The sequence below is a fragment of the Caenispirillum salinarum AK4 genome (assembly GCF_000315795.1).
Classification (GTDB): domain Bacteria; phylum Pseudomonadota; class Alphaproteobacteria; order Rhodospirillales; family Rhodospirillaceae; genus Caenispirillum; species Caenispirillum salinarum.
In genome coordinates this window covers 78042-100280 of sequence record NZ_ANHY01000004.1, presented here as the reverse complement: position 1 = coordinate 100280, position 22239 = coordinate 78042, and the positions used below count along the sequence as shown (strand labels likewise).

The following is a 22239-nucleotide window of genomic DNA, read 5'->3' as shown; positions in this document are numbered from 1 at the left end:
GTTCTTGATCGGGGTGTACTAAAGTTCCAGACTATACCTCTCAAGGATTAGCCCGCTCAGGCCCTGCTCGATGCGCCCGCCCTCTGCCGTCTTCCTGCGGACGTCCCGCACCACATTGTTCTGGTTCGCCCTGGCCGTCATCGTGCCGGTGGTGGTGCTTGGCGTCTACAATGGTCTGGAGGGACGCCGCCACGCCCTGGACCAGGCGGGGCTGGAGGCCGCGCGCCTGGCGGCGGCCGTGGCGGAACAGCATCGGTCCCTGGTTGAATCGGTGCACGCCCTCATGGTGCTGACGGCCCGCGACGACGCCATCGTGGGCGAGGGCGGCGCGGCCTGCACCGAGCTTCTCTCGACCATGGCGGATCGCTCGCCGCTGGTCTCGGGCCTGGCGCGGGCGGCCGGCGACGGGCGCGTGGACTGCGCCGCGGGGTCGTTCGGCGCGGTGTTGTCGGCGCCTGAGACCAGCGCCATGGGCAACGCCACGCTGACGGGCGCCTTCTCCTCGGGCCCCGGCTTCGTGCCGCCGCAGGGGGAGCGGGCGCTGGTGCCCTTCGCCCTGCCGCTGGCCGCCGTGGATGCCGAAGGGCTGCCGCTGTACCTGATCGCCAACATCAACCTGGCCTGGCTGCAGGCGCGCATCGACCGGCTGGAGGCGCCGCCCGATTCGCTGATCCTGGTGACCGATCACGACAACGCCATCATCACCACCGCGCCCCACCGGCCGGACCTGATCGGCCGGCGCCTGCCGCGGGGCGCCGAGGTGGGGGGTGACGGCGCCGCCGTGGCCGAGGCGACGCTGGAGACGGGCCGACCGCGCGTCGTGGCCGTGCGCGACTTCCAGGACGGCGTGCGGGTGGCCGTCGCCCTGGACCGGCGGGCGGTGCTGGCCGCCGCCGACGCCGCCTTCGGCCGCAACGTCGGCCTGCTGATCGTGGTGGCAATCCTGTCGCTGGTGATGGCGAACGTCATCGGCGACCGCGCCTTCGTCGCCCCTCTGCGGCGGCTGACCCGCGCCGCCGGGGCCATGGCCGACGGCAACCTGGCAAGCCGTGCCGGGCACAATCCGACGGCGGCCGGCGAAATCCGCGACCTGGCCGCCACCTTCGACGCCATGGCCGACCGCCTGCAACGGCGCGAGATGGACCTGACCACCGCCAACGGGCGGTTGTCGGCGGTCATCGATGCGGCCCAGGACGGCATCCTGACCATTGACGGCAACGGCATCATCCGCGCCGCCAATCCGGCCGGCGCCCGCATGCTGGGCTACGGCGAGGGCGACCTGAACGGCATGCCGGTCACCGCGCTCATGGAGGACACCCCGCGCAACCGCCGGCTCATGGCGCTGGTGGCGGCGGGGCGGCACGGCGGCGGCTACCGGCGCGAGATCACGGCACGCCACCGCGCCGCCGGGGGGCTGCCCGTGCGGGTGACGCTGGGCCGCTACGACGATGCCCACGGCCCGCGCTTCGTCGCCGTGGTGCACGACGTTTCGGGCGAGAAGCGCCAGCAGGCCGAACTGGAGCGCGCCCGCGAGGCCGCCGAGCAGGCCAGTGCCGCCAAGAGCGCCTTCCTCGCCACCATGAGTCACGAGCTGCGCACGCCGCTCAACGCCATCCTGGGCTTTTCCGAAACCATCCGCGACCGCGTGCTGGGCCCCGACCCGGACGGGCGGTTCTATGCCCCCTACGCCGGACACATCCACGACGCGGGCACGCACCTGCTGACGCTGATCAACGACATCCTGGACCTGTCCAAGCTGGAGGCGGGCAAGATGGACATCCGCCCCGAGCCCACGCCCTGCGGCTCGCTGGCCGAATCGGCGCTGCTGCTGGTTTCGGGGCTGGCGGATCGCCGCGGCGTCCACGTCTCGGCGGACATCCCGCCGGGATTGCCGCCGGTGATGGTCGACCCCCGCGCCGGGAAGCAGATGCTGGTCAACCTGCTGTCCAACGCCCTGCGCTTCACCGACGCCGGCGGCCGTGTCGAGGTGCGCGCCCGCGCCGCGGGGCCGGAGCACGTTGCACTGACGGTCCGCGACACCGGCATCGGCATGACGCCCGAACAACTGGACCAGGCCCTTGAAGCCTTCGGGCAAGTGTCGGAGGGCGCACGGCGCGTCGAGGCCGGTGGCACCGGCCTCGGCCTGCCGCTGGTCAAGGCCCTGGCGGAACTGCACGGCGGACGCTTCCACATCAGCAGCACCAAGGGCGAGGGCACGGCCGTCACCGTCGTCCTGGCATCGGCGGCCCCGGACGCAACCACCGGCGTGCGCGTCGGGGCGTCGACCGCGGACGCCGGAACGTGAGACGCGGCGCATATACCCTTGCGCTTGGGGCGACCGGCCGCCGATATACTTTCTTCTCGCCCGCGACCCGGTTGCACCCCCTGCACCCGGGACGCCGGGCCTCTACACTGGAGGGCAGGGAGACGTCCAGCCGGACGCGCCCGTCGGGGGGAAGGGGACCAACCACACGATGACGCAGGTGGACAGCTCGAGCCGGGGACCGGCCTCGAACCGCGTCGGCGCTGGCACAGCCACCGTCGCCGCCGTGCTGTCACACGAGTCCGCGCCCGGCGCCTGGCGGGAGTCGGCCGCGGCGGCCTCGGGGCCGGGGCGGGGTCCCGCGCGCCGGGCGCCGCCGCACCGCCGCCTCGTGGTCCGGCTGGCCCTGGTGGCGGTCCTGGCGACCGTACCGGCGGCGGGACTCGCGCTGTGGCAAGGGCTTGAGGCGCGAGGGGACGTGGTTTCCGGCGCCGTCGATGACGGCCTCGACCTCGCCCGCGCCCTGTCCGCCCAGCATCGCCTGGCGGTGGAGGACGGCCGCCGCGCGCTCGCGGCCCTGGCCTCGGCGCCCGGAGCCGCCGCCGAAGCCTGTGGTCCCGCCGCCGCCGGGCCCGCGGCCCGACCCGGCCTGCTGGCCGCCGTTACCCGCTTTTCCGCCGACCTTGCCACGCTGTGTTCCACCGCCGCGGCGGGACAGGCGCGGCCCCTGCGGATCGCCGCCGAGCGCGCCCGTGCCGAGGGAGGGTTGGCGACCGGCCCGGGGCTGCCGGCAACGGCCGCCGCCGCCGGTCCGGCGGACGGGCGCCCGCTGGTGCCGCTGGCTCATGTCACGCCCGATGGTGGTGCCGTGGCGGCGCTGCTCGATCCGGCGTGGCTGAGTCCGCGCCTTGCGGCCCTGCTGCCCGCCGAGAATGCGCTGGTCGTGGTGACCGACGGTGCCGGCCATGTGGTCGCCACGGTCCCCCGCCGCCCCGCCCTGGCCGGCAGCGTTCTGGACGTCGCGCCCGGTTCCCAGGGCGGCGCCCTGCCGGTGACGCTGGACGGACGCCCCATGCTGCTGGCCCAGGCGCCGGCCGACGGCGGGCTGGCGGTGGGCGTGGCCTTCGACCGCACCGCCGTGACCGCCGATGCCGATGCGGCACTGCTGCGCTCCGGCGGCGGCATCGCGCTGGCGCTGCTGGCGGGGCTGCTGCTGGCCGGGCTGGCCGCGCGAGCGATGGTCGCCCGCCCCGTCGCGCGGCTGTCGGACGCGGCCGCCGCCCTGCAGGGGGGCGGCACGCCGTCGCGCATCGGTCCGCCCTATGCCGGTACGGCCGAACTGGCGGACCTGGAACGGGCCCTGGACACACTGGGGGAGCGCCTCAGCCGGCACGAGGCGGCGCTCATCAGCAGCGAGACCCAGCTGTCGGTCAAGCGCCAGAGCGAAGAACGCTTCCGCAATCTTGTGGAACTGGCGCCCGAGGCCATCGTGGTGGAGGCGCGCGGGACGGTCCTCTACGCCAACTCGCGCGCCGTCGACCTTTTCGGGGCCGACGGCATGGAGGAACTGCTGGCCGTCCCGCTGATCGACCATGTGCATCCCGAGGATCGCGACGAGGTGCGGCGCCGCCTGTCCGACGCCACCACCGACGGCGCGGTGGGCGTCGCCGAAGTGCGCGTGCGGCGGCTGGGGGGCGGCGAACTGGTGGCCGAGGTGGTGGTCGGGCCCATCGCCTATGGCGGCCGGCCGGCGACCCACATCATGATCCGCGACGTCACGGATCAGCGCCTCGCCCGCCGCCGCCTGCGGGAGAGCGAGGAACGCTTCCGCGCGCTGGTGGAAAGCGCGCCCGATCTGATCCTGGCGCACGACCGGGGCCGTATCGTGCTGGCCAACGCCCGGGCGGCGCAGGTTCTGTTTGGCGAAAGCTACGGCGAATCGGTGGTCGGACGGTGCATCTTCGACATTGTCGACGACGCCGACCGCACCGCCGCCATCGCCCGTATGCAGGAATTCGGAAAGGCGCCGCGCCCCCTGCCACCGGTGGAAATGGCGCTGAAGCGCGCCGACGGCGGCCGCATGATCTGCGAGGTGATGACCTCGCCGGTCACCTTCGAGGGACGGCTGTGCCTGCACACGGTGCTGCGCGACGTCACCGCCCGCAAGGCCGAGCAGGCCAGCGTCGCCCAGTCCGCCAAGCTGGCCACGCTGGGCGAACTGGCCGCCGGCATGGCGCATGAACTGGCCCAGCCCATGAACATCATCCGCATGGCCGCCGAGGCCGGGCTGCTCGGCTTGGACGCCGCAGGCCCCGCCAAGCCCGGCGCCGCACCGGGGCACGGACACGACGGCACTGCCGCCGCATCCGCCGCCGACCGCGACCGGCTGGAACTGATCGCCGCCCAGGCCGGGCGCATGGGCGAGATCATCGACCACATGCGCGTCTTCACCCGCCGCGACACCGGCCCCGAGGAACGCTTCGACGCCGTCGAGGCCGTGCGGGCGGCGCTGGCCATGATCGACCACGGCCTGCGGGGCGACGGGATCACCGTGACGGTGGACCTGCCCGAGGCGGAAACCGCCTGCGTCCGCGGCCGGCCGGTGCAACTGGAGCAGGTGGTGCTCAACCTGCTGACCAACGCCCGCGACGCCGTACTGGAACGCCTGTCGGCGGGCGCGGACGGCGCTTCCTGGCGGCCGGAGGTGCGGGTGTCCTGCGCGGCCGAGGGCGCGGCCATCGTCATCCGCGTCGCCGACACCGGCGTCGGCGTGCCAGAGGCCCTGCGCGAGCGGCTGTTCGACCCCTTCGTCACCAGCAAGGCCGCCGGCATCGGCACCGGCCTGGGCCTGTCGATCAGCGACGGGCTGATCCGCGCCATGGGCGGGCGCATCGGCCTGGAAGCGCCGTCCGCGGACGGCGGCGCGGTGTTCACCGTAAGCCTGCCCCGCGACGGATCGGCCGAGGACCCTTGCGGCTGCGATGCCCTCCGCCCCGCCGCCCGCCAGGCTGCCGCACCTGTCACCGCGCCCGTGGCCGGCGCCATGGTCGATACCGCACCCGCGCCCGCGTCCGCGTATGCGCCGGAGGCCGACGAGGACGAGGAGGCATCGGCCCTGGTCGCCCATGTGCTGGTCGCCGACGACGAGCGCGAGGCCGCCGGCCTCATGGCCGACTATCTGCGGGCGCGGGGGCACCGGGTGTCCGTGGCGCACGACGGGCTGGCGGCCATCGACATCTTCATGGACGACCCCGCAGACGTGCTGGTCACCGACATGCGGATGCCCGGCTGCGACGGCCGCAATCTCATCGCCGGCCTGCGCAAGCATGTCCCCGAGCTACCGGTTGTGGTCGTCACAGGTCATATCGGGGCGCGCGAGGCGCGGGGACTGGAGACCGACGATCAGGTTGCCGCCGTCCTGCGAAAACCCGTCAGCCTGCAACGTGTGGCCGACTTGGTGGATACTTTGTTCACGGCGACCTTGTGACTTTTCACACGGCAGGGCTGTAAAGGCTTTTCTTGCTTGTGGCGCGTCCCGCCGCCTATAGTGGCAGGACTACGCCAAGTGGGGAATGCGGGGCGCGCGTGTAATGAAAGTTCTGTTGGCCGATGACCACACCCTGGTGCGGCAGGGTCTGTCTCCATTCATCGGCACCCTGGGCGACCAGGTGACCATCCTCGAGGCCGAAACCCTGGACGACGCGGTGTCGCGCGTGCAGGCGGACGGTCCGGTGGATCTGGTGCTGCTGGATCTGAACATGCCGGGCATGAACCGCATGGCGGGCATGGCCCGCATGCGCGAGGCGGCGCCGGATGCGCCGGTGGTGATCCTGACCGGTTCCATCGACGCCGATGACGTCCACGCCGCCGCCGAGGCCGGCGCGTCGGGCTACATCCCCAAGACGCTCAACGCCACCGCCATGGTCAACGCCCTGCGCCTGGTGCTGTCGGGCGAGCGCTATTTCCCCTCGTTCGCCTTCAACGCACCGCCGCGCGCCGCCGCCGCCGAGGACCCGGCGGGCGGGGGCGGCGCGGCCGCAGGGTCCGACGCCGGCGGCGACAACCCGCTGGCCAAGCTGGACGACCGCGAGACGCACATCGTCTCCATGATGGTCGACGGCGCCACCAACAAGGTTATCGCGCGCGAGCTTGGGTTGCAGGAGGTGACCATCAAGGTCCACACCCGCAAGATCTATCGCAAGCTGGGCGCCGCCAATCGCAGCCAGGCCATCCGCATCATCATGGAAAGCGGCTGGAGCGCCCGCGCGCCCCACCAGCCCTGAGCGGCTTACCCGGCGGCGCGGCTGTGCTACGTTGACACGCGCCATGACTGCCGACCGCGCCACATCCGCCGCCGCCACGCCCCGGCCCTACAGCCTGGATGCCGCCCGCGACATGCGGGCGCTGTACGGCTTCGGCCTGTTTCCTCTGCCCGACTACCGCCCCGCCCGAGTCGGCCCCTGGCGGCTGGAGCGCCATCGCGGCAGCCTGGCCCACGGGTATGTCACCCGCGCGGTGGTGGAGCCGGTGCGCTGGGTGCTCTACCGGGACCGCGTGCCCTGGATGTCCACCGGCGTGATGGAGCAGGAAAGCCACGCCTGGCACGTTCACCGGGCGCGGGGCACGGTGGTGGTCTTCGGTCTGGGCATGGGCATGTACGTCCACGCCGCCGCCGCGAAGCCGGAAGTGGAGCGCGTGGTGGTGGTCGACAACGCGCCCGATGTGCAGGCGGTCCTGCGCGCGGCGACGGATCTCGACGCCTGGAAGGGGCGCGAGAAGATCACGCTGGTCGAGGCCGACGCCCTGGATGCCGCCACGCCCGAGCACCTGCGCACGGTGCTGGCCGGGGCGCGGCCCGACGTGCTCTATGCCGACATCTGGCCCACCTATCCTGACGCCGGGGCCCCCGCCCAGACCGCGGCCCTGGCGGCGGCCCTGCAGCCCGGGGAAGCCGGCTGGTGGGGGCAGGAAATCTCCTTCGCGCTGTGGGCCCACCGCCAGGGCGGCGGCACGCTGGAGGACTACGCGGCGGCGGTCGGCGTGCCGCTGGCGGTCGGCGACGGCTACCGCGCCTTCTGCCGCGACGCCGCGGCCATCCACGACATCGCCGCGCTGGCCGGTGACCGGCCGAGCCTGGGTCAGCGCCTGAAACGGCTGCTGGGCCTGGGCGGGCGGGGCTGACGGACGGCGCGTCTCCACCGGGATGAAAATTCCACAGCGCAGGCACGGAGTATCTTGCGGAGCAGTGCGGTAATCGCTAGGTTAAACACACCTGCATTTCGTGAAAATAATGGACGGACCGCGCACATGCTCGACGGGCGCCGCATCCTGCTCATCATTTCCGGCGGCATCGCTGCCTACAAGTCGCTGGAACTGATCCGCCGCCTGCGCGACCGCGGCGCCGCCGTGCGCTGCATCCTGACGAAGGGCGGCGCCCAGTTCGTCACGCCGCTGTCCGTCGCAGCATTGTCGGAAGAAAAGGTCTATCAGGACCTGTTCAGCCTGACCGACGAGGCGGAGATGGGGCACATCCGACTGTCGCGAGAGGCCGACCTGGTGTTGGTCGCCCCCGCCACGGCCGATTTGATGGCGAAGATGGCCGCCGGCATGGCCGACGACCTGGCGACGACGGCCCTTCTGGCGACCGACAAGCCGGTCCTCCTCGCCCCGGCCATGAACACCTTCATGTGGTCGCACGCCGCGACGCAGGCCAATCTGCACACGTTGAAAAGCCGCGGCATTCTGACCGTCGGCCCCAACGCCGGCGACCTCGCCTGCGGCGAGACCGGCGCGGGACGCATGGCCGAGGTGCCGGAGATCATAACCGCCGTGGAAGGCTTCTTCGCCCGGGCCGCCGCGCCGGGGCCGCTCGCCGGCCGCCGCGCGCTGGTGACCAGCGGCCCGACGCACGAGGCCATTGATCCGGTGCGCTATATCGCCAACCGCTCCTCGGGCAAGCAGGGCCACGCCATCGCCGCCGCATTGACCGCGCTGGGCGCCGAGGTGACGCTGGTCTCCGGCCCCGTCGCCCTGGACGACCCGGACGGCGTGCGCGTCATCAGGGTGGAAAGCGCGCGCGAGATGCTGGAGGCCTGCCGTGCCGCGCTGCCCGCCGACGTCGCCGTCTGCGCCGCCGCCGTGGCGGACTGGCGTGTGGAGGCGGCCGGCCAGAAGATCAAGAAGACCGCCGAAGGTGCGGCGCCGTCCCTGTCCTTCACCGAGAACCCGGACATTCTGGCGACCCTGTCGGCCGCCGGCCCCGAGCGTCCGGCACTGGTGGTGGGCTTCGCCGCCGAGACGGAGAACGTGCTCGACCACGCCGCCGCCAAGCGCGCCCGCAAGGGCTGCGACTGGATTCTCGCCAACGACGTCTCGCCGGCCACCGGCACCTTCGGCGGCGACCGCAACACGCTGCACCTCATCACCGCCGACGGCATGGAAGACTGGCCGACGCTGGACAAGGCGGACGCCGCCGCCCGCCTGGCCGACCGCATCGCCCATGCCCTGACCGCCACCGCCGCCGCGCCGGCCTGATTGGCGCGCACCCGACCCGTTTCCCGGACCCACGCACCGACGAGAAAACGACATGCTCCGCCCTTCCAAGAAACTGCTGTTCGCCATCGAGGCGGTCCTGGACATCGCCTATCACGCCGCCGGGGAGCCCGTTCAGAGCCGCGAGATCACCCGCCGCCAGGGCATTCCCCGCCGCTATCTGGAACAGACCCTGCAACATCTGGTGCGGTCGGGAATCCTGGTCGGTGTGCGTGGCCCCAAGGGCGGCTACCGCCTCGCGCGCGAGCGGCGGCGGGTGACGGTCGGCGAGATCGTGCGCGTGGTGCAGGCCATGGAGGCGGCGGAAGACCCCTACAAGGATCTGCCGGGCAGCCCCCTGGGGGTGAACGTGGTGCGTCCGCTGTGGGGCGAGTTGCAGGAGGAGGTCATGGAACGGCTGGAGTCCATCACCATCGACGACCTGTGCACCAAGGCCTTCCAGTCGGGGCTGGAGAGCGAAGCCCACAAGGCCATGGACTTCACCATCTGAGGCGGCGGCCGTTCCGGGCCGTCGGTGCGGTATTCCCGTGCCGCTCCATCGGAATTTCCCGGGGCGGAGCGCGAGACGGGGATTGCATGTCGGCGAATCCCTCTTATAAATACACTCAAGAGCGTTGGTTCTTGAACGTATTACACAAGGAAACGGGGTTTTAGCCATGACCGAAGCCAGCACCGTCGAAAAGACCAAGCCCGAGTTTCGCGGCAAGGTCTACGACAACATCCTCCAGACCATCGGCGCCACGCCCCTCGTGAAGCTTGGCCGCCTGGCGGAAGACGCCGGCGCCAAGGCGACGGTGCTGGGCAAGTGCGAGTTCTTCAACCCGCTGGCCAGCGTCAAGGACCGCATCGGCCTGGCGATGGTCGAAGCCGCCGAGGCCGCCGGCAAGATCACCAAGGACACGGTGCTGATCGAGCCCACCTCGGGCAACACCGGAATCGCGCTGGCGTTTGTCTGCGCCGCCAAGGGCTACCGCCTGATCCTGACCATGCCGGAAAGCATGTCCATCGAGCGCCGCAAGATGCTCAAGCACCTGGGCGCCGAGATCGTGCTGACGCCGGCCCCCAACGGCATGAAGGGCGCCGTCGCCAAGGCCAAGGAACTGGTCGAGGAGATGGACAACGCCTACATGCTCCAGCAGTTCGAGAACCCGGCCAACCCGGAAATCCACCGCAAAACCACGGCCGAGGAAATCTGGAACGACACGGACGGCCAGGTGGACGTGATCATCTCGGGCGTGGGCACCGGCGGCACGCTGACGGGTGTCGGCCAGGTGCTGAAGGAGCGCAAGCCCGGCCTCAAGATGATCGCGGTGGAGCCCGAGGACAGCCCCATTCTCTCGGGCGGCGCGCCGGGCCCGCACAAGATCCAGGGCATCGGCGCGGGCTTTGTCCCGGGCGTGCTGGGCCGCGACCTGATCGACGAGGTCATCAAGATCGGCAACGAAACCAGCTTTGAAACCGCCCGCAAGGCCGCCAAGCTGGAAGGCCTGCCGGTGGGCATCAGCTCGGGCGCGGCCATTGCGGCGGCGCTGGAAGTGGCGCAGCGCGACGACATGGCCGGCAAGACCATCGTCATCATCCTGCCCAGCTTCGCCGAGCGTTACCTGTCCACGCCGCTGTTCGAAGAGGCGTGACCCCTCCATATCACGGGTGAACCGTGATATTCCGGTGGGCGCCGGTCCGTTGTCGCGGGCCGGCGCCTTTCCGTTTCCAGCGTCGAGAGCAGGCTGCCCCCATGGACTTCACCGACGAGCAGATCAACCGCTACGCCCGCCACATCATCCTGCGCGAAGTGGGCGGTGCCGGGCAGGAGGCGCTGCTGAACGCCCGCGTGCTGCTGATCGGCGCCGGCGGCCTCGGCTCGCCGATGGGGCTGTACCTGGCGGCGGCGGGGGTGGGGACGCTCGGGATCGTCGATGACGACACCGTCGACCTGTCAAACCTGCAACGCCAGGTGATGCACGACTCGGGCAGCGTCGGCGTGCCCAAGGTCGACAGCGCGGCGGCGCGGCTGCGGGCGCTGAACCCCGACGTGACCGTCGTGCCGCACAAGACCCGCCTGACCGCCGACAACGCGCTCGACCTGATCGACGGCTACGACATCGTCGCCGACGGGTCCGACAACTTCGAGACGCGGTTCCTGGTCAACGACGCCTGCCATCTGGCGGGAAAGACCCTGGTGTCCGGCGCCATCCTGCGCTTCGACGGGCAGGTGAGCACGTTTGCCACCCATCGCGGCGGGCCGTGCTACCGCTGCATCTACGGCGACATCCCGCCCGCCGGCTCCGCCCCCACCTGTGCCCAGGCCGGCGTTCTGGGCGCCGTGCCGGGTGTGGTGGGGTCGTTGCAGGCCACCGAGGTGCTGAAGGAAATCCTGGGCGTCGGGGAAAGCCTGAGCGGCCGCCTGATGATCTGGGACGCGCTGGCCGCCGAGGTGCGCACCGTGCGCGTGCCGCGCGATCCGGGCTGTGCGCTGTGCGGCGACGCACCCACCATCACCGATCTGTCGCGGCACGCCCGCTGACGCCGGTTCAGTCCATCTCCACCATCGGGGGTGCCAGGACCTCGCGCTTGCCGACGTGGTTGGCCTTGGACACCACGCCTTCCTTCTCCATGCGCTCGATGATGCGGGCGGCGCGGTTGTAGCCGATCTGCAGGTGGCGTTGCACGAAGCTGGTGGACGCCTTGCGCTCGCGCGCCACCAGGGCCACGGCCTGGTCGTACAACTCGTCGCCCGAGGACCCGCCGCCGCCGCCGGGTCCGCCGGCCGCGTCCTCGCCGAAGCCGGGGATGGCGGCCATGGCGGCGGTGTCGTCGTCGCTTTCCTCGGTCACGCTGTCCACATAATCCGGCTCGCCCTGGTCGCGCAGGTGGCCGACGATCTTCTCGACCTCTTCGTCGCTGGCGAACGGCCCGTGGACGCGGGTGATGCGCCCGCCGGCGGCCATGTAGAGCATGTCGCCCTGCCCCAGAAGCTGCTCCGCCCCCTGCTCGCCCAGGATGGTGCGGCTGTCGATCTTGCTGGTGACCTGGAAGCTGATCCGGGTCGGGAAGTTCGCCTTGATGGTGCCGGTGATGACGTCCACCGACGGCCGCTGCGTCGCCATGATCAGGTGAATGCCCGCCGCGCGCGCCATCTGCGCCAGGCGCTGGATGGCGGCCTCCACGTCCTTGCCGGCGACCAGCATCAGGTCGGCCATCTCGTCGACGATGACCACGATGAAGGGCAGGGGCGTGAGGCTCAGGGACTGCTCCTCGAACACCGGCTTGCCCGTGTCGGGGTCGAATCCCGTCTGCACCGTGCGCGTCAGGCCCTTGTCGGACTTGGCGGCCTCGGCCACCTTGGCGTTGTAGCCGGCGACGTTGCGCACGCCCAGCTGGCTCATGAGGCGGTAGCGGTTCTCCATCTCGCGCACCGCCCATTTCAGCGCCACCACGGCCTTGTGCGGGTCGGTCACCACCGGCGAGAGCAGGTGCGGGATGCCGTCGTAGACCGACAGCTCCAGCATCTTGGGATCGATCATGATGAAGCGGCACTGGTCCGGCGTCATGCGGTAGAGCAGCGAACAGATCATGGTGTTCACCGCCACCGACTTGCCCGAGCCAGTGGTGCCGGCGATCAGCAGGTGCGGCATCCGGGCGAGGTCCACGTACTGCGCCGCGCCGCCGATGTCCTTGCCGAGCGCGAGGCACAGGTTCTGGCTGGACTTCTCGAACTCGTCGGCGGCCATCAGCTCGCGGAAGCGCACCACCTCGCGCTTGCGGTTGGGCAGTTCGATGCCGATGACGCTGCGTCCGGGAATGACGGCGATACGCACCGACACCGCCGCCATGCTGCGCGCGATGTCGTCGGCCAGGCCGATGACGCGGCTGGTCTTGGTGCCGGGTGCGGGCTCCAATTCATAGAGCGTCACCACCGGGCCGGGCCGCACCTTCACGATCTGTCCCTTGACGCCGAAGTCGGCCAGCACGCCTTCCAGCATGCGCGCGTTGGCTTCCAGCGCGTCCTCGTCCAGCGGGTTGGCCTCCGCCGGGTCGGGCGGGGCCAGCAGGTCGAGCGGCGGGAAGACCCAGCCCTCGTGCGGGTCCGGCGGCAGGAGCGATCCCTGCCGGCTTTCCATCTCGCGCTTGCTGGGTGCCTTGCGCGGCTGGCTGACCACCAGGTCCGAGGCGTTGGATGCGCCGGCGGCGGGCGCGGCGGGGCGGCTCGGCTGGGCATCGCGCAGGATGGGCTCGCGCCGGTCGGTGACCGAGGGCTCCACCCGGCGGCGGCGGCGCGGCGGCGTCTCGGCATCGGCTTCGTCGGCGGTGAGTTCGTCGCGGCGGCGCAGCGCGGCGGCCTTCAGGCGGCCGCCCGCGTCCAGCACGGCATCGGGGATGGCCTTGACCGAGGCGAGGGCGCGGCGCCATTCGTCGAACCGCACGTGTGCCGTCCACAGGAACAACAGAGCGCCCAGCGCCGCCCCGGCCGTGGCGAAAACGCCGCGCAGGTCGGCCGCGCCCAGGTCCGCCGCGGCGGTGCCGGCTGCATTGAGCAGAAGTGCGCCGGCCGCGCCGCCGAGCCCTGCCGCGATCGGCCAGTCGGGCGGCGTCGGCAGGGCGGACAGCCCCAGGCTCACCAGGATGGCGGCGGCGATCAGCCCGACGGTGCGGGCCCACGCCGCCGTCACCGGCTGGCCGGAGATCAGCCGCACGCCCCAGCTCAGCACGGCCAGCAACGGCAGCACGGCGGCCAGCCCCAGCGCCTGCAACAGCCCGTCCGAGAGGCTGGCGCCGAACAGCCCCAGCGCGTTGGCCGGATCGCCCTCGCGCGCCAGGTTCCACGACGGGTCACCGGGCGTGTAGGTCAGCAGCGCCGTCGCCACAACGCCGACCAGGGCTACCAGCACCAGGCCCAGCACCCGCGCCGCCCCGTCCCGCGCCGCCTCCACCATCTCGGGCGGCAGGAAGGGGCTGCGGGCGGGCGCCTTGCGGGAGGACGAGCGGGCCATCGGGTGTGTCTCCGTCGGTCTTGGCGGCGGGCGTCTGGCGGCGGCGCTTACAGCACCTCGGCGATGCGGGTCAGGGCGGCTTCGGTCTTCTGCTGGTCGTGGACCAGGGCGATGCGGATGTAGGGCGCGCCGGCGTTGGAGCCGTCGGCCTCGTCCACCGTCAGGTAGCGGCCGGGCAGCACCTTGATGCCGGCTTCCGCCCACAGGCGGCGCGTGACGGCCTCGCCGTCGCCGACGTCGAGCCACAGGAAGAATCCGCCGGCGGGCGCGACCTTGTCCAGCCCCAGCTTGGGGCCGAGGATGCGGTCGGCGGCGGCCATCTTGGCCTGATACAGCGCGCGGTTTTCCTCCACATGGGCCTCGTCCCGCCACAGGGCGGCGGCGGCGGCCAGCAGGGGCAGGGCCGTTCCGGCGGCGGAATAGCTGCGCAGGCGCGCGAAGCGGGCGATGACATCGGCGTCACCCAGCACGAAGCCCGAGCGCAGGCCCGGCACGCTGGAGCGTTTCGACAGGGAGTTGAACACCACCACGTTGGACAGGTCGCCGCCCAGCTCGCGGCAGGCATCCAGCGCGCCCGGCGGCGGGGCGTCGCGCCAGATCTCCGAATAGCATTCGTCGGCGACCAGCAGGAAATCGTGGTCGCGGGCCAGCCGCACCAGCGTCTTCCACTGCTCCAGCGTCGCCACCGCGCCCTGCGGGTTGGCGGGCGAGCAGTAATAGACGATCGCCAGGCGGTCCAGCACGTCGCCCGGCAGCCCCGCCACGTCGGGCAGGAAGCCGGTGTCGGCGCCGGCCGTCAGCATCAGCGGCTCCGCCCCGTTCATCACCGCCGCGCCCAGGTAGACCTGGTAGAAGGGGTTGGGCATGGCGACCAGCGGCGTGCGGGCCGTCGCGTCCGTCGGGATGGCGATCTGGCCCAGCATGAACAGGGCCTCGCGCGTGCCGGCCACGGGCAGGACGTGGCGGTCGGCCTCCACCATGCCGTCGGGCAGGCCGTAGCGGCGCGTCGCCCATTCGGCCACGGCGGCGCGATGGTCGGGCGTGCCGTTGACCGGCGGATACTTGTTCCACAGGTGCGCCTGCGCCGCCGCCGTCTCGGTCAGCAGGGCGGGGGAGGCGTGCTGCGGCTCCCCGATGGACAGGATCATGCCGCCGTCCTCGGGCGCCGGAATGTCGGCGATGAGGGCGGCGAGGCGCGCGAAGGGATATTCGCTCAGCCGGTCGAGACGCTGGTTGAACTTCATGCGGCAACTTCCTGTGGACAAAGCGGAAACACGATACAGGGCGGCGGGCCGGCGCACAAGCGGGAGCGGTACCGCCGACCGGCGTGGCGCGGCGGGTGTTGCCGGTGGAGCACAAGGCTTTTGATCGGCAGATTGATCCGAGTCGCACCGTCAAACTGGGAAGTCGAGACGTTGAGCATGCTGCTCAGAGCCGACGGCCATAAAATAGGATAAGATGCCTCCACAGCTGTGGATAACGTTCGTAAGCCCACTCTACGGGTTCAACGTGCTGAAATAGCACGGCTTGCATGGGCAGGCACATACGACGCTAAGGACAGTTATCCACAGTATCCACGACATGTTGTGTGTCGTAGATCCATAGGCACAAAAATTCGGATTGATGCGTCTGAAACGTTTGCCTAGAGTCATCGTGTGGGACGGCGGTAGCACGCCGACCCACACGATCGAGTGACAGCTTCAGGGCCGCCTCCCGTAGACAAATTGGATGATAGGCCCCGAAGCAGTCAGATTACAATGGAGACTTTGATCCCATGACGACTGACAGCTACATCGTTATCTACAGTAAGAGCTTCACTGACCGCAACGGCAAGGTGCACCGTCGTAAGGACGGAGGGTTCTACCGATTCAAGGTGCCGAACAAGCGGAAGAAGAAGTAGGTCGAAAGGGGCGCGGGCAACCGCGCCCCTTTTTTCCGCCCCCTACTCCACCCACTCCCTCATCGGCCGGCCTTCGCGGACCCAGCCCTTGATGCCGGGTTCCAGGTTGTAGACCTGGGGGTAGCCCATGCGTTTGGCGGCGAAGCTCGCCACCGCCGCCGAGCGGTTGCCCGAGCGGCAGTAGATCGCCACCGGCGCATCCGGCGGGGCGGCGGCCAGCATGGCTTCCGGGAAGCCGCGCACCGGGCCGTCCTCGTCGAAGGCCATCACCGTTTTCGCGCCCGGAATGATGCCCGTTTCCCGCCATTCCTCGGGCGTGCGCACGTCGATCACCGTCACGCCGTCGGCCGCCAGTTTGGCGAAAGCCTCCGGCCCCACGTCCGTCCAGGCGTGCGCCGGCGGAGTGGCGCCGGCTTCGGGCGCCCCGGCGGCCCGCGCCTCCCACACCGGGGCGGAGCCCAGCAGGCTCGCGGCCAGAAGCAGGAGAACGGCGGCGGCGCGGCGCAGAACCATCATCGACACGGGCCTTTCCGGCAAAAGGATCAAAGCTGCGACAGCATGGGGGTGGAGTTCGACATCTTCTGGATGCGGTCGAAGCCCTGGCGCATCTGGGTCATGATGAACTCCGCCCGGCGCACGGGGCTCGAGTCCACCTCGCCGGGGAACTGGCGCACCCAGGCGTTCAGCTTCACCGTCAATGCGCAGAGGACGCCGCCGATTTCCGTGTGGTAGCTCTGTATCAGCTCCTTCACCCGCTGGAAGCGGATGGCCGAGATGTTGTCCCACATCTCGTTGGTGGAGCGGTCGAAGTTCTCGAACCGCCCGGTCACGGCCGCCGACAGCTCGTTCAGGCGGCTTTCCATCATGCGGCAGGTCTGCATGAGCTGCTGGTCGTTGCGCAGCTGCCAGTTGTTGCGCAGCGCCTCCATGCTGTCCAGGAAGTTGTCCAGCAGCGGCTGGATGCGGTCCAGGCACTGGCGGTAGTAGCTGAGCGACAGGAAGATGTCGCCGTAGTCTTCCAGGAACTTGGGAATCTCCATGACGTCGATGTCCAGTTTCTGCGCCATGATCTTCAGCTTTTCGCGCGCCTTGCGGACGTCGGGGTCCCGGAACAGGCGGATGATGTCGTCGAAGTCGTGGATGGAGACGTCGGAGTCGCCGTAGACCTGCATGATCAGCGGCCGCGTGAACTTGGTCATGTAGTCGCCAAGCTCGCGGTTCTTCTCGGGACTCAGCTTCAGGGCGGCGTTCTCGCGCACCGGAATGTCCATCTTGCGCAACAGGATGCGCAAGGAGAACACGTCGTAGGTGGGCAGCAGGGAAAGCTGGCGCAGGGTCACCAGGTCGGGGTGCGGCTTGCGCGGCTCGCCGTCGTCCTCGTCGTCCTCGTCCTCGGGCGGTGTCCAGCCGAACATCTTGGGCAGGGCCTCCACCTCGATCTGGCCCGACCCCGTCTCGCGCTCCGAGAACACCTCCACCACGCTGCGCAGGTGGTGGTTCTTGATCATGCGGGATCGCTGCAGCGCCTTGGTCTCGATGGGAATGATCTCGAGCGGCAGCACGTACAGGCTGTCCATGTCGGAATCGATGATCGGCGTCACCGGCTTGCGCGCGGCCATGTGCGGCGGTCCCTTCCCTGCCGGAGGTGCTGTGCGGTGCGGTGCGGCCCAGCCGGGCCGGCATTTCGTCATTCTACCATAACAGGAGTGCGGTCAAGGAAAGATGCGCGCGCCGCGCAAGGCGGCCTCCCGCGTGCTGGCGCGGCGGCGGCGTCTTGGGTAAAAGAACCGCCATGCCACGTTTCAAGCTCACCATCGAATACGACGGCGGCCCCTTCGTCGGCTGGCAGCGTCAGGCCAACGGCTTGTCCGTCCAGGAAGCCCTGGAGACGGCCGTCGCCGGCTATTGCCAGGTCGACGCCGTCGTCCACGGCTCCGGCCGCACCGATTCCGGCGTCCATGCGCTGGGGCAGGTGGCCCACGTGGACCTGCCGCGCCACGACCCGCCGGGCAAGGTGCGCGACGCGCTCAACGCCCACCTGCGGCGCCACCCCATCAGCATCCGACAGGTGGAGCAGGTGGACGAGGACTTCCACGCGCGGTTCTCGGCGCGCGAACGGTCCTATGTCTACCGAATCCTCAACCGCCGCAGCCCGCCGGCGCTGGACGCCGGCCGTGTCTGGTGGGTGGGTGCGGACCTGGATGCCGGGGCCATGCACGACGCCGGGCAGATCCTGGTCGGGCACCACGATTTCTCCACCTTCCGCGCCAAGGAGTGCCAGGCCCAGTCACCGGTGAAGACGCTGGACGAACTGGCCGTGACCCGCGAGGGCGAGGAGGTGCGGCTGTTCGTGCGCGCCCGGTCTTTCCTCCACCACCAGGTGCGCAACATGGCCGGCGCGCTGAAGCTGGTGGGCGAGGGCAAGTGGACGGCCGACGACCTGCAACGGGCGCTCGACGCCCGCGACCGCGCCGCCGGCGGTCCCACGGCACCGCCCCAGGGCCTGTACTTCCTTTCGGTCCGCTATCCGGAGCACGACGCCTGATGTCCTGGCTGACCCTGACGCTTGCCATCGCCTTCGAGGTTGCCGGCACCACCAGCATGAAGCTGAGCGAGGGCTTCACCAAGCTGGTGCCGTCGGTGGCCATCTTCGTCTGCTACGCGGCGGCCTTCGCCCTGCTGACCCTGACCCTGAGGACCATGGGCGTGGGCATCACCTATGCCATCTGGTCGGGCGTCGGCACGGTGGCGACGGCGATCATCGGCGCCCTGGTCTTCGGCGAGAGCATGGGGCTGGTGAAGGTGGCCTGCATCCTGCTCATCACGCTGGGAGTCGTGGGGCTGGCGCTGACCGATTAGCGCCGGTCTCCTCCGTTCGGACGGGCAACCCCGCCGGCCCCGACGACCGTTTCTGCGGCACGTATATTAGCGTGTTGGCAGATACAAGGGAGCCGCCGCCATGTTCATTGAAAAGGTGAAGTCCGAGGGCCTGGCCCACCTGTCCTACGTGGTCGGCGGCGGCGTCAAGGCGGCTGTCATCGACCCCCGCCGCGACTGCGAGGACTACATCCGCATCGCCCGCGACAACGGCGCCACCATCACCCACATCATCGAGACCCACCGCAACGAGGATTACGTCTCCGGCGCCCCGGTGCTGGCCGGAATGACCGGCGCGCGGGTTCTGCACGGCCCGCACGCCGACGCCGACATTCCATACGCCGAGACGGCGCCGGAGGGAACGGAGGTGGACCTCGGCGGAGGCCTGCGCCTGCGGGTGCTGGAAACGCCGGGCCACACCCATGACAGCCTCTCCATCGCTGTCTACGACGACCAGTTCGGGCAAGAGGCCGTCGGCGTCTTCACCGGCGATGCCCTGTTCATCGGCGACGTCGGCCGCACCGACTTCTATCCCGACGAGAAGGAGGCCGTGGCCGGGCAGTTGTTCGACTCGCTTCGCAAGATCCTGGACCTCGGCGACCAGGCGATCCTCTATCCGGCGCACGGGGCGGGTTCGGTCTGCGGCTCGGGCATGGCGGACCGCGAGTTCTCCACGCTCGGCTACGAGCGGCTGAACAACCCCATGCTGAAGATCACCGACCGCGACGGCTTCATCCGCGCCAAGGTCAACGAGCACCACGATTACCCGCCCTACTTCCGGCACATGGAGCACCTGAACAGCGTCGGCCTCGACAGGCGCACGCCCGTCGGCGCGCCGCGGGTGCTGACGGCCGACGCGATGGGCGAGGCCGGCAAGAGCGCGATCCTGCTGGACGTGCGGCCGGCGGCGGCGTGGCTGGGGGCGCACGTGCCCGGCTCGCTGGCCGTGGCGGTGGGCATGGTGCCGGCCTTCGCCGGCTGGCTTCTGGCGCCCGAGGACGACATCGTCCTGATCGCCGAGGATGCCGCCATGGCCGAGGCGGCGACGCTGCATCTGGCCCGCATCGGCTACGACCGCGTCGCCGGCTTTTTCCCCGCCGGCATGACCAGGTACGCCGCCACCGCGCGCCCCTTCGAGGCGGCACCCGTGGTCGACGTGGCCGAGGTGGAGGCCCTGGTGGCCGACCCTCCGGCGGACTGGACGCTGCTGGACGTGCGTTCCGACGACGAGGCGGCCTCGGCGGGGCTCGTACCCGGGGCGACGCAGATCTACGTGGGCGAACTGCCGGCGCGTCTGGACGAACTGCCCAGGGACCGGCGCTATACGGTGATGTGCGGCAGTGGTGCCCGCGCCACCGTGGCTGCATCGGTTCTGGCGCGGGCGGGATACGCCGACGTCGGCGTCTTCCTGGGCTCGATGCAGGCGTGGCTGAAGCGCGGCGATGAAACGGTATAGGCCGTCAGGCGCAGCCGGCCCGGCTTCTGAGGGCGGTTTCGCGCGGTTTCGGAGAGGACCCCGCCCGGCACCACCGGGCGGGGTTTTCATGTCGGTTTTGCATGGCTGCCGTCGTAGCTGTTGTGGAAACCCTCATAGCAATTGGTATAAATTGGTTTATCCGTTTCGCCTAAAGGGCTAGGCCCAAAAAAGCACGACTGGGGAAGGAAGGCCGCGGCAATGCTCTCTTCACTGCGCATCAGGACGCGTCTGTATGCAGGTTTCCTTGTGGTGCTGGCCCTGCTGGCGCTGGTGGCCGCGGCGTCCATCTGGGTGTTCTCCTCGGCGTCCACCTCGTTCGACCGCTTCGCCGGCGCCGCCCACGGCGCCGTCTCGGGCGTGGAGCTGGACCGCACGGCCTCGGCCTTCGACCGCCGCGTCGACGAATACCTGAGCGACCCCGACGCCGAGGCGCGCGAAGCCCTTGAGGCCAGCCGCGCCGACCTGGAAGAGGCCATCGAGGCGGTCCAGGGCCTTGACATGGCGGGCGCCGCCGGCGCCCAGGCGGAAAGCATCGCCGCGGCCTACGAGGCCTACCTGGCAGCGCTTGAGCCGGCCATGGAGCTGGCGGAGCGGCGCGTGTCGCTCGCCCAGGACACCCTGGAGCCGACGGCGGACGAACTGGTGGCCGAAGCCCGCAACGTTCTGGAGAACGGCACGCTGGCGCAGCTTGCCAGCGCGGCGCGGCTCATCCAGCACACGCTGCAGGCCCAGATGGCGGTGACCAGCTATCTGCTGGAGCCCACCGACGACGTTTTCGCCGTGATCTGGGAGGAACTGTTCGCCGTCGACGAGGCCATCGCCCAGATGCCCAACGCCGATGCCGCCATCGCGCTCTACGACGCCTATCTGAATGGCGTGAACGAGCTGTCGGGCGTGATCGGCGAGATCCAGGCGGCGCACGAGACGCTGGAGGCCCAGGGCGCCATCATCACGGAAAGCGCGGCAGCCATGAAGCAGGCGGCCGTGGCCTCGGAGACGGCCATCCAGAAGGCCACCAACGCGCAGTTGGAGGGCGCCGGCGACCTGGTGATCGCGCTGACGGCCGTCAGCCTGCTGCTGGGTGTGGCGGCGGCCTTTCTCATCGGCTGCAGCATCGCCAAGCCGGTGACGGCGATGACGGCCACCATGGCGCGGCTGGCCGACGGCGACCTGTCGGTGGAGGTGCCGGCCCAGGGCCAGAAGGACGAGATCGGCGAGATGGCGGCGGCCGTGCGCGTCTTCCGCGACAATGCCCGCGAGGTCGAGCGCCTGCAGCAGGAGCAGGAGGAAGTTCGCCGCAAGGAGGAGGAAGCCCGCCGCGAGGCCATGCTCGGCCTGGCCGACGAGCTGGAGCAGGACGTGGCCGGCGCCATCGGCGACATCACGTCTTCGGCATCCCAGATGCAGTCGACGGCCGAGGCCATGTCGGCCACCGCCGACGACACGAACCGTCAGTGCACCACCGTCGCCAGTGCCACCCAGGAAGCGTCGAGCAACGTCGAGACCGTGGCCGCGGCCGCCGAGGAGCTGTCGGCGTCGATTTCGGAAATCAGCCGCCAGGTCAACCAGTCGGCCACCATCGCGCGCGAGGCCGTCAGCCAGGCCGGCACCGCCAACGATCAGGTGGAGGGGCTGCTGGAGGCCACCAACCGCATCGGCGAAGTGGTGAACATGATCACCGACATCGCCGAGCAGACCAACCTGCTGGCGCTGAACGCGACCATCGAGGCGGCGCGGGCCGGCGAATCGGGCAAGGGCTTCGCGGTCGTCGCCAACGAGGTGAAGAACCTGGCCAACCAGACCGGCCGCGCCACCGAGGAGATCAGCCAGCAGATCCAGTCGGTGCAGGTGGCGACGCAGACGGCGGTCAACGCCATCAAGAGCGTGACGTCCACCATCGACCAGATCAACGAGATCGCCGGCGCCATCGCCTCGGCGGTGGAGGAGCAGGGCGCGGCGACCCAGGAGATCGCCCGCAACACCCAGCAGGCCGCCCGCGGCACCCACGAGGTGACGTCGACCATCGGCGGCGTCACGCAGGCCGCCGGCGAAACGGGCCAGGCCGCGAGCCAGGTGCTGCAGAGCGCCAACGACCTGCACGTCCGCGCCGAGCAGCTTCAATCGGCGGTGGGCAGCTTCCTCAACCGCGTGCGGGCGGGGTAACGGCCCGCGGGCGTGC

Annotated in this window: 17 protein-coding genes; 13 read left to right on the top strand and 4 right to left on the bottom strand. The window is 70.4% G+C overall.

Annotation, left to right across the window (positions count from 1 at the left end; all coding sequences use genetic code 11):
• Positions 1 to 70 precede the first annotated feature (70 nt).
• From C882_RS03875 to C882_RS03840, 8 genes are all read left to right on the top strand, one after another.
• Positions 71 to 2305, top strand: a complete 2235-nt coding sequence (locus tag C882_RS03875; RefSeq protein WP_009539238.1) for a sensor histidine kinase — start codon at positions 71 to 73, stop codon at positions 2303 to 2305.
• A 169-nt stretch (positions 2306 to 2474) separates the two neighbouring features.
• On the top strand, positions 2475 to 5750 hold the full coding sequence (locus C882_RS22905) for a PAS domain S-box protein (RefSeq protein WP_051999983.1): 3276 nt from the start codon (positions 2475 to 2477) through the stop codon (positions 5748 to 5750).
• Positions 5751 to 5853: 103 nt separating this feature from the next.
• Entirely contained in the window at positions 5854 to 6546 is a 693-nt protein-coding gene (locus C882_RS03865) for a response regulator transcription factor (RefSeq protein ID WP_043643569.1), read from the top strand.
• 43 nt (positions 6547 to 6589) lie between these two features.
• Entirely contained in the window at positions 6590 to 7444 is an 855-nt protein-coding gene (locus tag C882_RS24925; protein ID WP_009539234.1) for a hypothetical protein, read from the top strand.
• A 126-nt stretch (positions 7445 to 7570) separates the two neighbouring features.
• Positions 7571 to 8797 (top strand): bifunctional phosphopantothenoylcysteine decarboxylase/phosphopantothenate--cysteine ligase CoaBC, encoded by a 1227-nt coding sequence (gene coaBC / locus C882_RS03855; protein WP_009539233.1) that lies wholly within the window; start codon positions 7571 to 7573, stop codon positions 8795 to 8797.
• A 52-nt stretch (positions 8798 to 8849) separates the two neighbouring features.
• The gene (locus C882_RS03850) at positions 8850 to 9305 is read left to right on the top strand and encodes an RrF2 family transcriptional regulator (protein WP_009539232.1); all 456 of its coding nucleotides are present in this window, start codon (positions 8850 to 8852) and stop codon (positions 9303 to 9305) included.
• Between the two features lie 166 nt (positions 9306 to 9471).
• Entirely contained in the window at positions 9472 to 10449 is a 978-nt protein-coding gene (cysK, locus tag C882_RS03845) for a cysteine synthase A (RefSeq protein WP_009539231.1), read from the top strand.
• A 101-nt stretch (positions 10450 to 10550) separates the two neighbouring features.
• Positions 10551 to 11339 (top strand): HesA/MoeB/ThiF family protein, encoded by a 789-nt coding sequence (locus tag C882_RS03840; RefSeq protein WP_009539230.1) that lies wholly within the window; start codon positions 10551 to 10553, stop codon positions 11337 to 11339.
• A gap of 7 nt (positions 11340 to 11346) precedes the next feature.
• Here the strand turns inward: C882_RS03840 and C882_RS03835 are convergent, their stop codons facing one another.
• Complete coding sequence (locus C882_RS03835; protein WP_009539229.1) at positions 11347 to 13806, bottom strand: DNA translocase FtsK; 2460 nt, start codon at positions 13804 to 13806, stop codon at positions 11347 to 11349.
• Positions 13807 to 13853: 47 nt separating this feature from the next.
• Positions 13854 to 15050, bottom strand: coding sequence for an aminotransferase class I/II-fold pyridoxal phosphate-dependent enzyme (locus C882_RS03830; protein ID WP_009539228.1), 1197 nt, complete (start codon positions 15048 to 15050; stop codon positions 13854 to 13856).
• A gap of 530 nt (positions 15051 to 15580) precedes the next feature.
• Between C882_RS03830 and C882_RS25645 the strand changes: the two genes are divergently transcribed.
• Positions 15581 to 15706, top strand: coding sequence for a hypothetical protein (locus C882_RS25645; protein WP_009539227.1), 126 nt, complete (start codon positions 15581 to 15583; stop codon positions 15704 to 15706).
• Between the two features lie 42 nt (positions 15707 to 15748).
• Here C882_RS25645 and C882_RS03825 read toward each other — a convergent pair whose 3' ends face one another.
• Positions 15749 to 16222 (bottom strand): rhodanese-like domain-containing protein, encoded by a 474-nt coding sequence (locus C882_RS03825; protein ID WP_009539226.1) that lies wholly within the window; start codon positions 16220 to 16222, stop codon positions 15749 to 15751.
• A 26-nt stretch (positions 16223 to 16248) separates the two neighbouring features.
• On the bottom strand, positions 16249 to 17325 hold the full coding sequence (locus tag C882_RS03820) for a hypothetical protein (protein ID WP_009539225.1): 1077 nt from the start codon (positions 17323 to 17325) through the stop codon (positions 16249 to 16251).
• Between the two features lie 173 nt (positions 17326 to 17498).
• Here C882_RS03820 and truA point away from each other — a divergent pair, with 173 nt between their 5' ends.
• From truA to C882_RS03800, 4 genes are all read left to right on the top strand, one after another.
• Complete coding sequence (gene truA, locus C882_RS03815; protein WP_009539224.1) at positions 17499 to 18251, top strand: tRNA pseudouridine(38-40) synthase TruA; 753 nt, start codon at positions 17499 to 17501, stop codon at positions 18249 to 18251.
• Positions 18251 to 18565, top strand: a complete 315-nt coding sequence (locus C882_RS03810) for a DMT family transporter (RefSeq protein WP_009539223.1) — start codon at positions 18251 to 18253, stop codon at positions 18563 to 18565. The genes truA and C882_RS03810 overlap by 1 nt, the downstream gene beginning before the upstream one ends.
• A 100-nt stretch (positions 18566 to 18665) precedes the next feature.
• On the top strand, positions 18666 to 20039 hold the full coding sequence (locus tag C882_RS03805; protein WP_009539222.1) for an MBL fold metallo-hydrolase: 1374 nt from the start codon (positions 18666 to 18668) through the stop codon (positions 20037 to 20039).
• A gap of 219 nt (positions 20040 to 20258) precedes the next feature.
• Positions 20259 to 22223, top strand: a complete 1965-nt coding sequence (locus C882_RS03800; RefSeq protein ID WP_009539221.1) for a methyl-accepting chemotaxis protein — start codon at positions 20259 to 20261, stop codon at positions 22221 to 22223.
• Positions 22224 to 22239 lie beyond the last annotated feature (16 nt).

Excerpts from the sequence above, each read along its gene's own strand:
- C882_RS03805 (WP_009539222.1), top strand. The coding sequence starts at position 18,666 with ATGTTCATTGAAAAGGTGAAGTCCGAGGGCCTGGCCCACCTGTCCTAC.
- C882_RS03840 (WP_009539230.1), top strand. The coding sequence starts at position 10,551 with ATGGACTTCACCGACGAGCAGATCAACCGCTACGCCCGCCACATCATC.
- C882_RS03810 (WP_009539223.1), top strand. The coding sequence starts at position 18,251 with ATGTCCTGGCTGACCCTGACGCTTGCCATCGCCTTCGAGGTTGCCGGC.
- C882_RS25645 (WP_009539227.1), top strand. The coding sequence starts at position 15,581 with ATGACGACTGACAGCTACATCGTTATCTACAGTAAGAGCTTCACTGAC.
- C882_RS03830 (WP_009539228.1), bottom strand. The coding sequence starts at position 15,050 with ATGAAGTTCAACCAGCGTCTCGACCGGCTGAGCGAATATCCCTTCGCG.
- C882_RS24925 (WP_009539234.1), top strand. The coding sequence starts at position 6,590 with ATGACTGCCGACCGCGCCACATCCGCCGCCGCCACGCCCCGGCCCTAC.
- cysK (WP_009539231.1), top strand. The coding sequence starts at position 9,472 with ATGACCGAAGCCAGCACCGTCGAAAAGACCAAGCCCGAGTTTCGCGGC.
- C882_RS03865 (WP_043643569.1), top strand. The coding sequence starts at position 5,854 with ATGAAAGTTCTGTTGGCCGATGACCACACCCTGGTGCGGCAGGGTCTG.
- C882_RS03825 (WP_009539226.1), bottom strand. The coding sequence starts at position 16,222 with ATGATGGTTCTGCGCCGCGCCGCCGCCGTTCTCCTGCTTCTGGCCGCG.
- C882_RS03850 (WP_009539232.1), top strand. The coding sequence starts at position 8,850 with ATGCTCCGCCCTTCCAAGAAACTGCTGTTCGCCATCGAGGCGGTCCTG.
- C882_RS03800 (WP_009539221.1), top strand. The coding sequence starts at position 20,259 with ATGCTCTCTTCACTGCGCATCAGGACGCGTCTGTATGCAGGTTTCCTT.
- C882_RS22905 (WP_051999983.1), top strand. The coding sequence starts at position 2,475 with ATGACGCAGGTGGACAGCTCGAGCCGGGGACCGGCCTCGAACCGCGTC.
- C882_RS03875 (WP_009539238.1), top strand. The coding sequence starts at position 71 with ATGCGCCCGCCCTCTGCCGTCTTCCTGCGGACGTCCCGCACCACATTG.
- C882_RS03835 (WP_009539229.1), bottom strand. The coding sequence starts at position 13,806 with ATGGCCCGCTCGTCCTCCCGCAAGGCGCCCGCCCGCAGCCCCTTCCTG.
- coaBC (WP_009539233.1), top strand. The coding sequence starts at position 7,571 with ATGCTCGACGGGCGCCGCATCCTGCTCATCATTTCCGGCGGCATCGCT.
- truA (WP_009539224.1), top strand. The coding sequence starts at position 17,499 with ATGCCACGTTTCAAGCTCACCATCGAATACGACGGCGGCCCCTTCGTC.
- C882_RS03820 (WP_009539225.1), bottom strand. The coding sequence starts at position 17,325 with ATGGCCGCGCGCAAGCCGGTGACGCCGATCATCGATTCCGACATGGAC.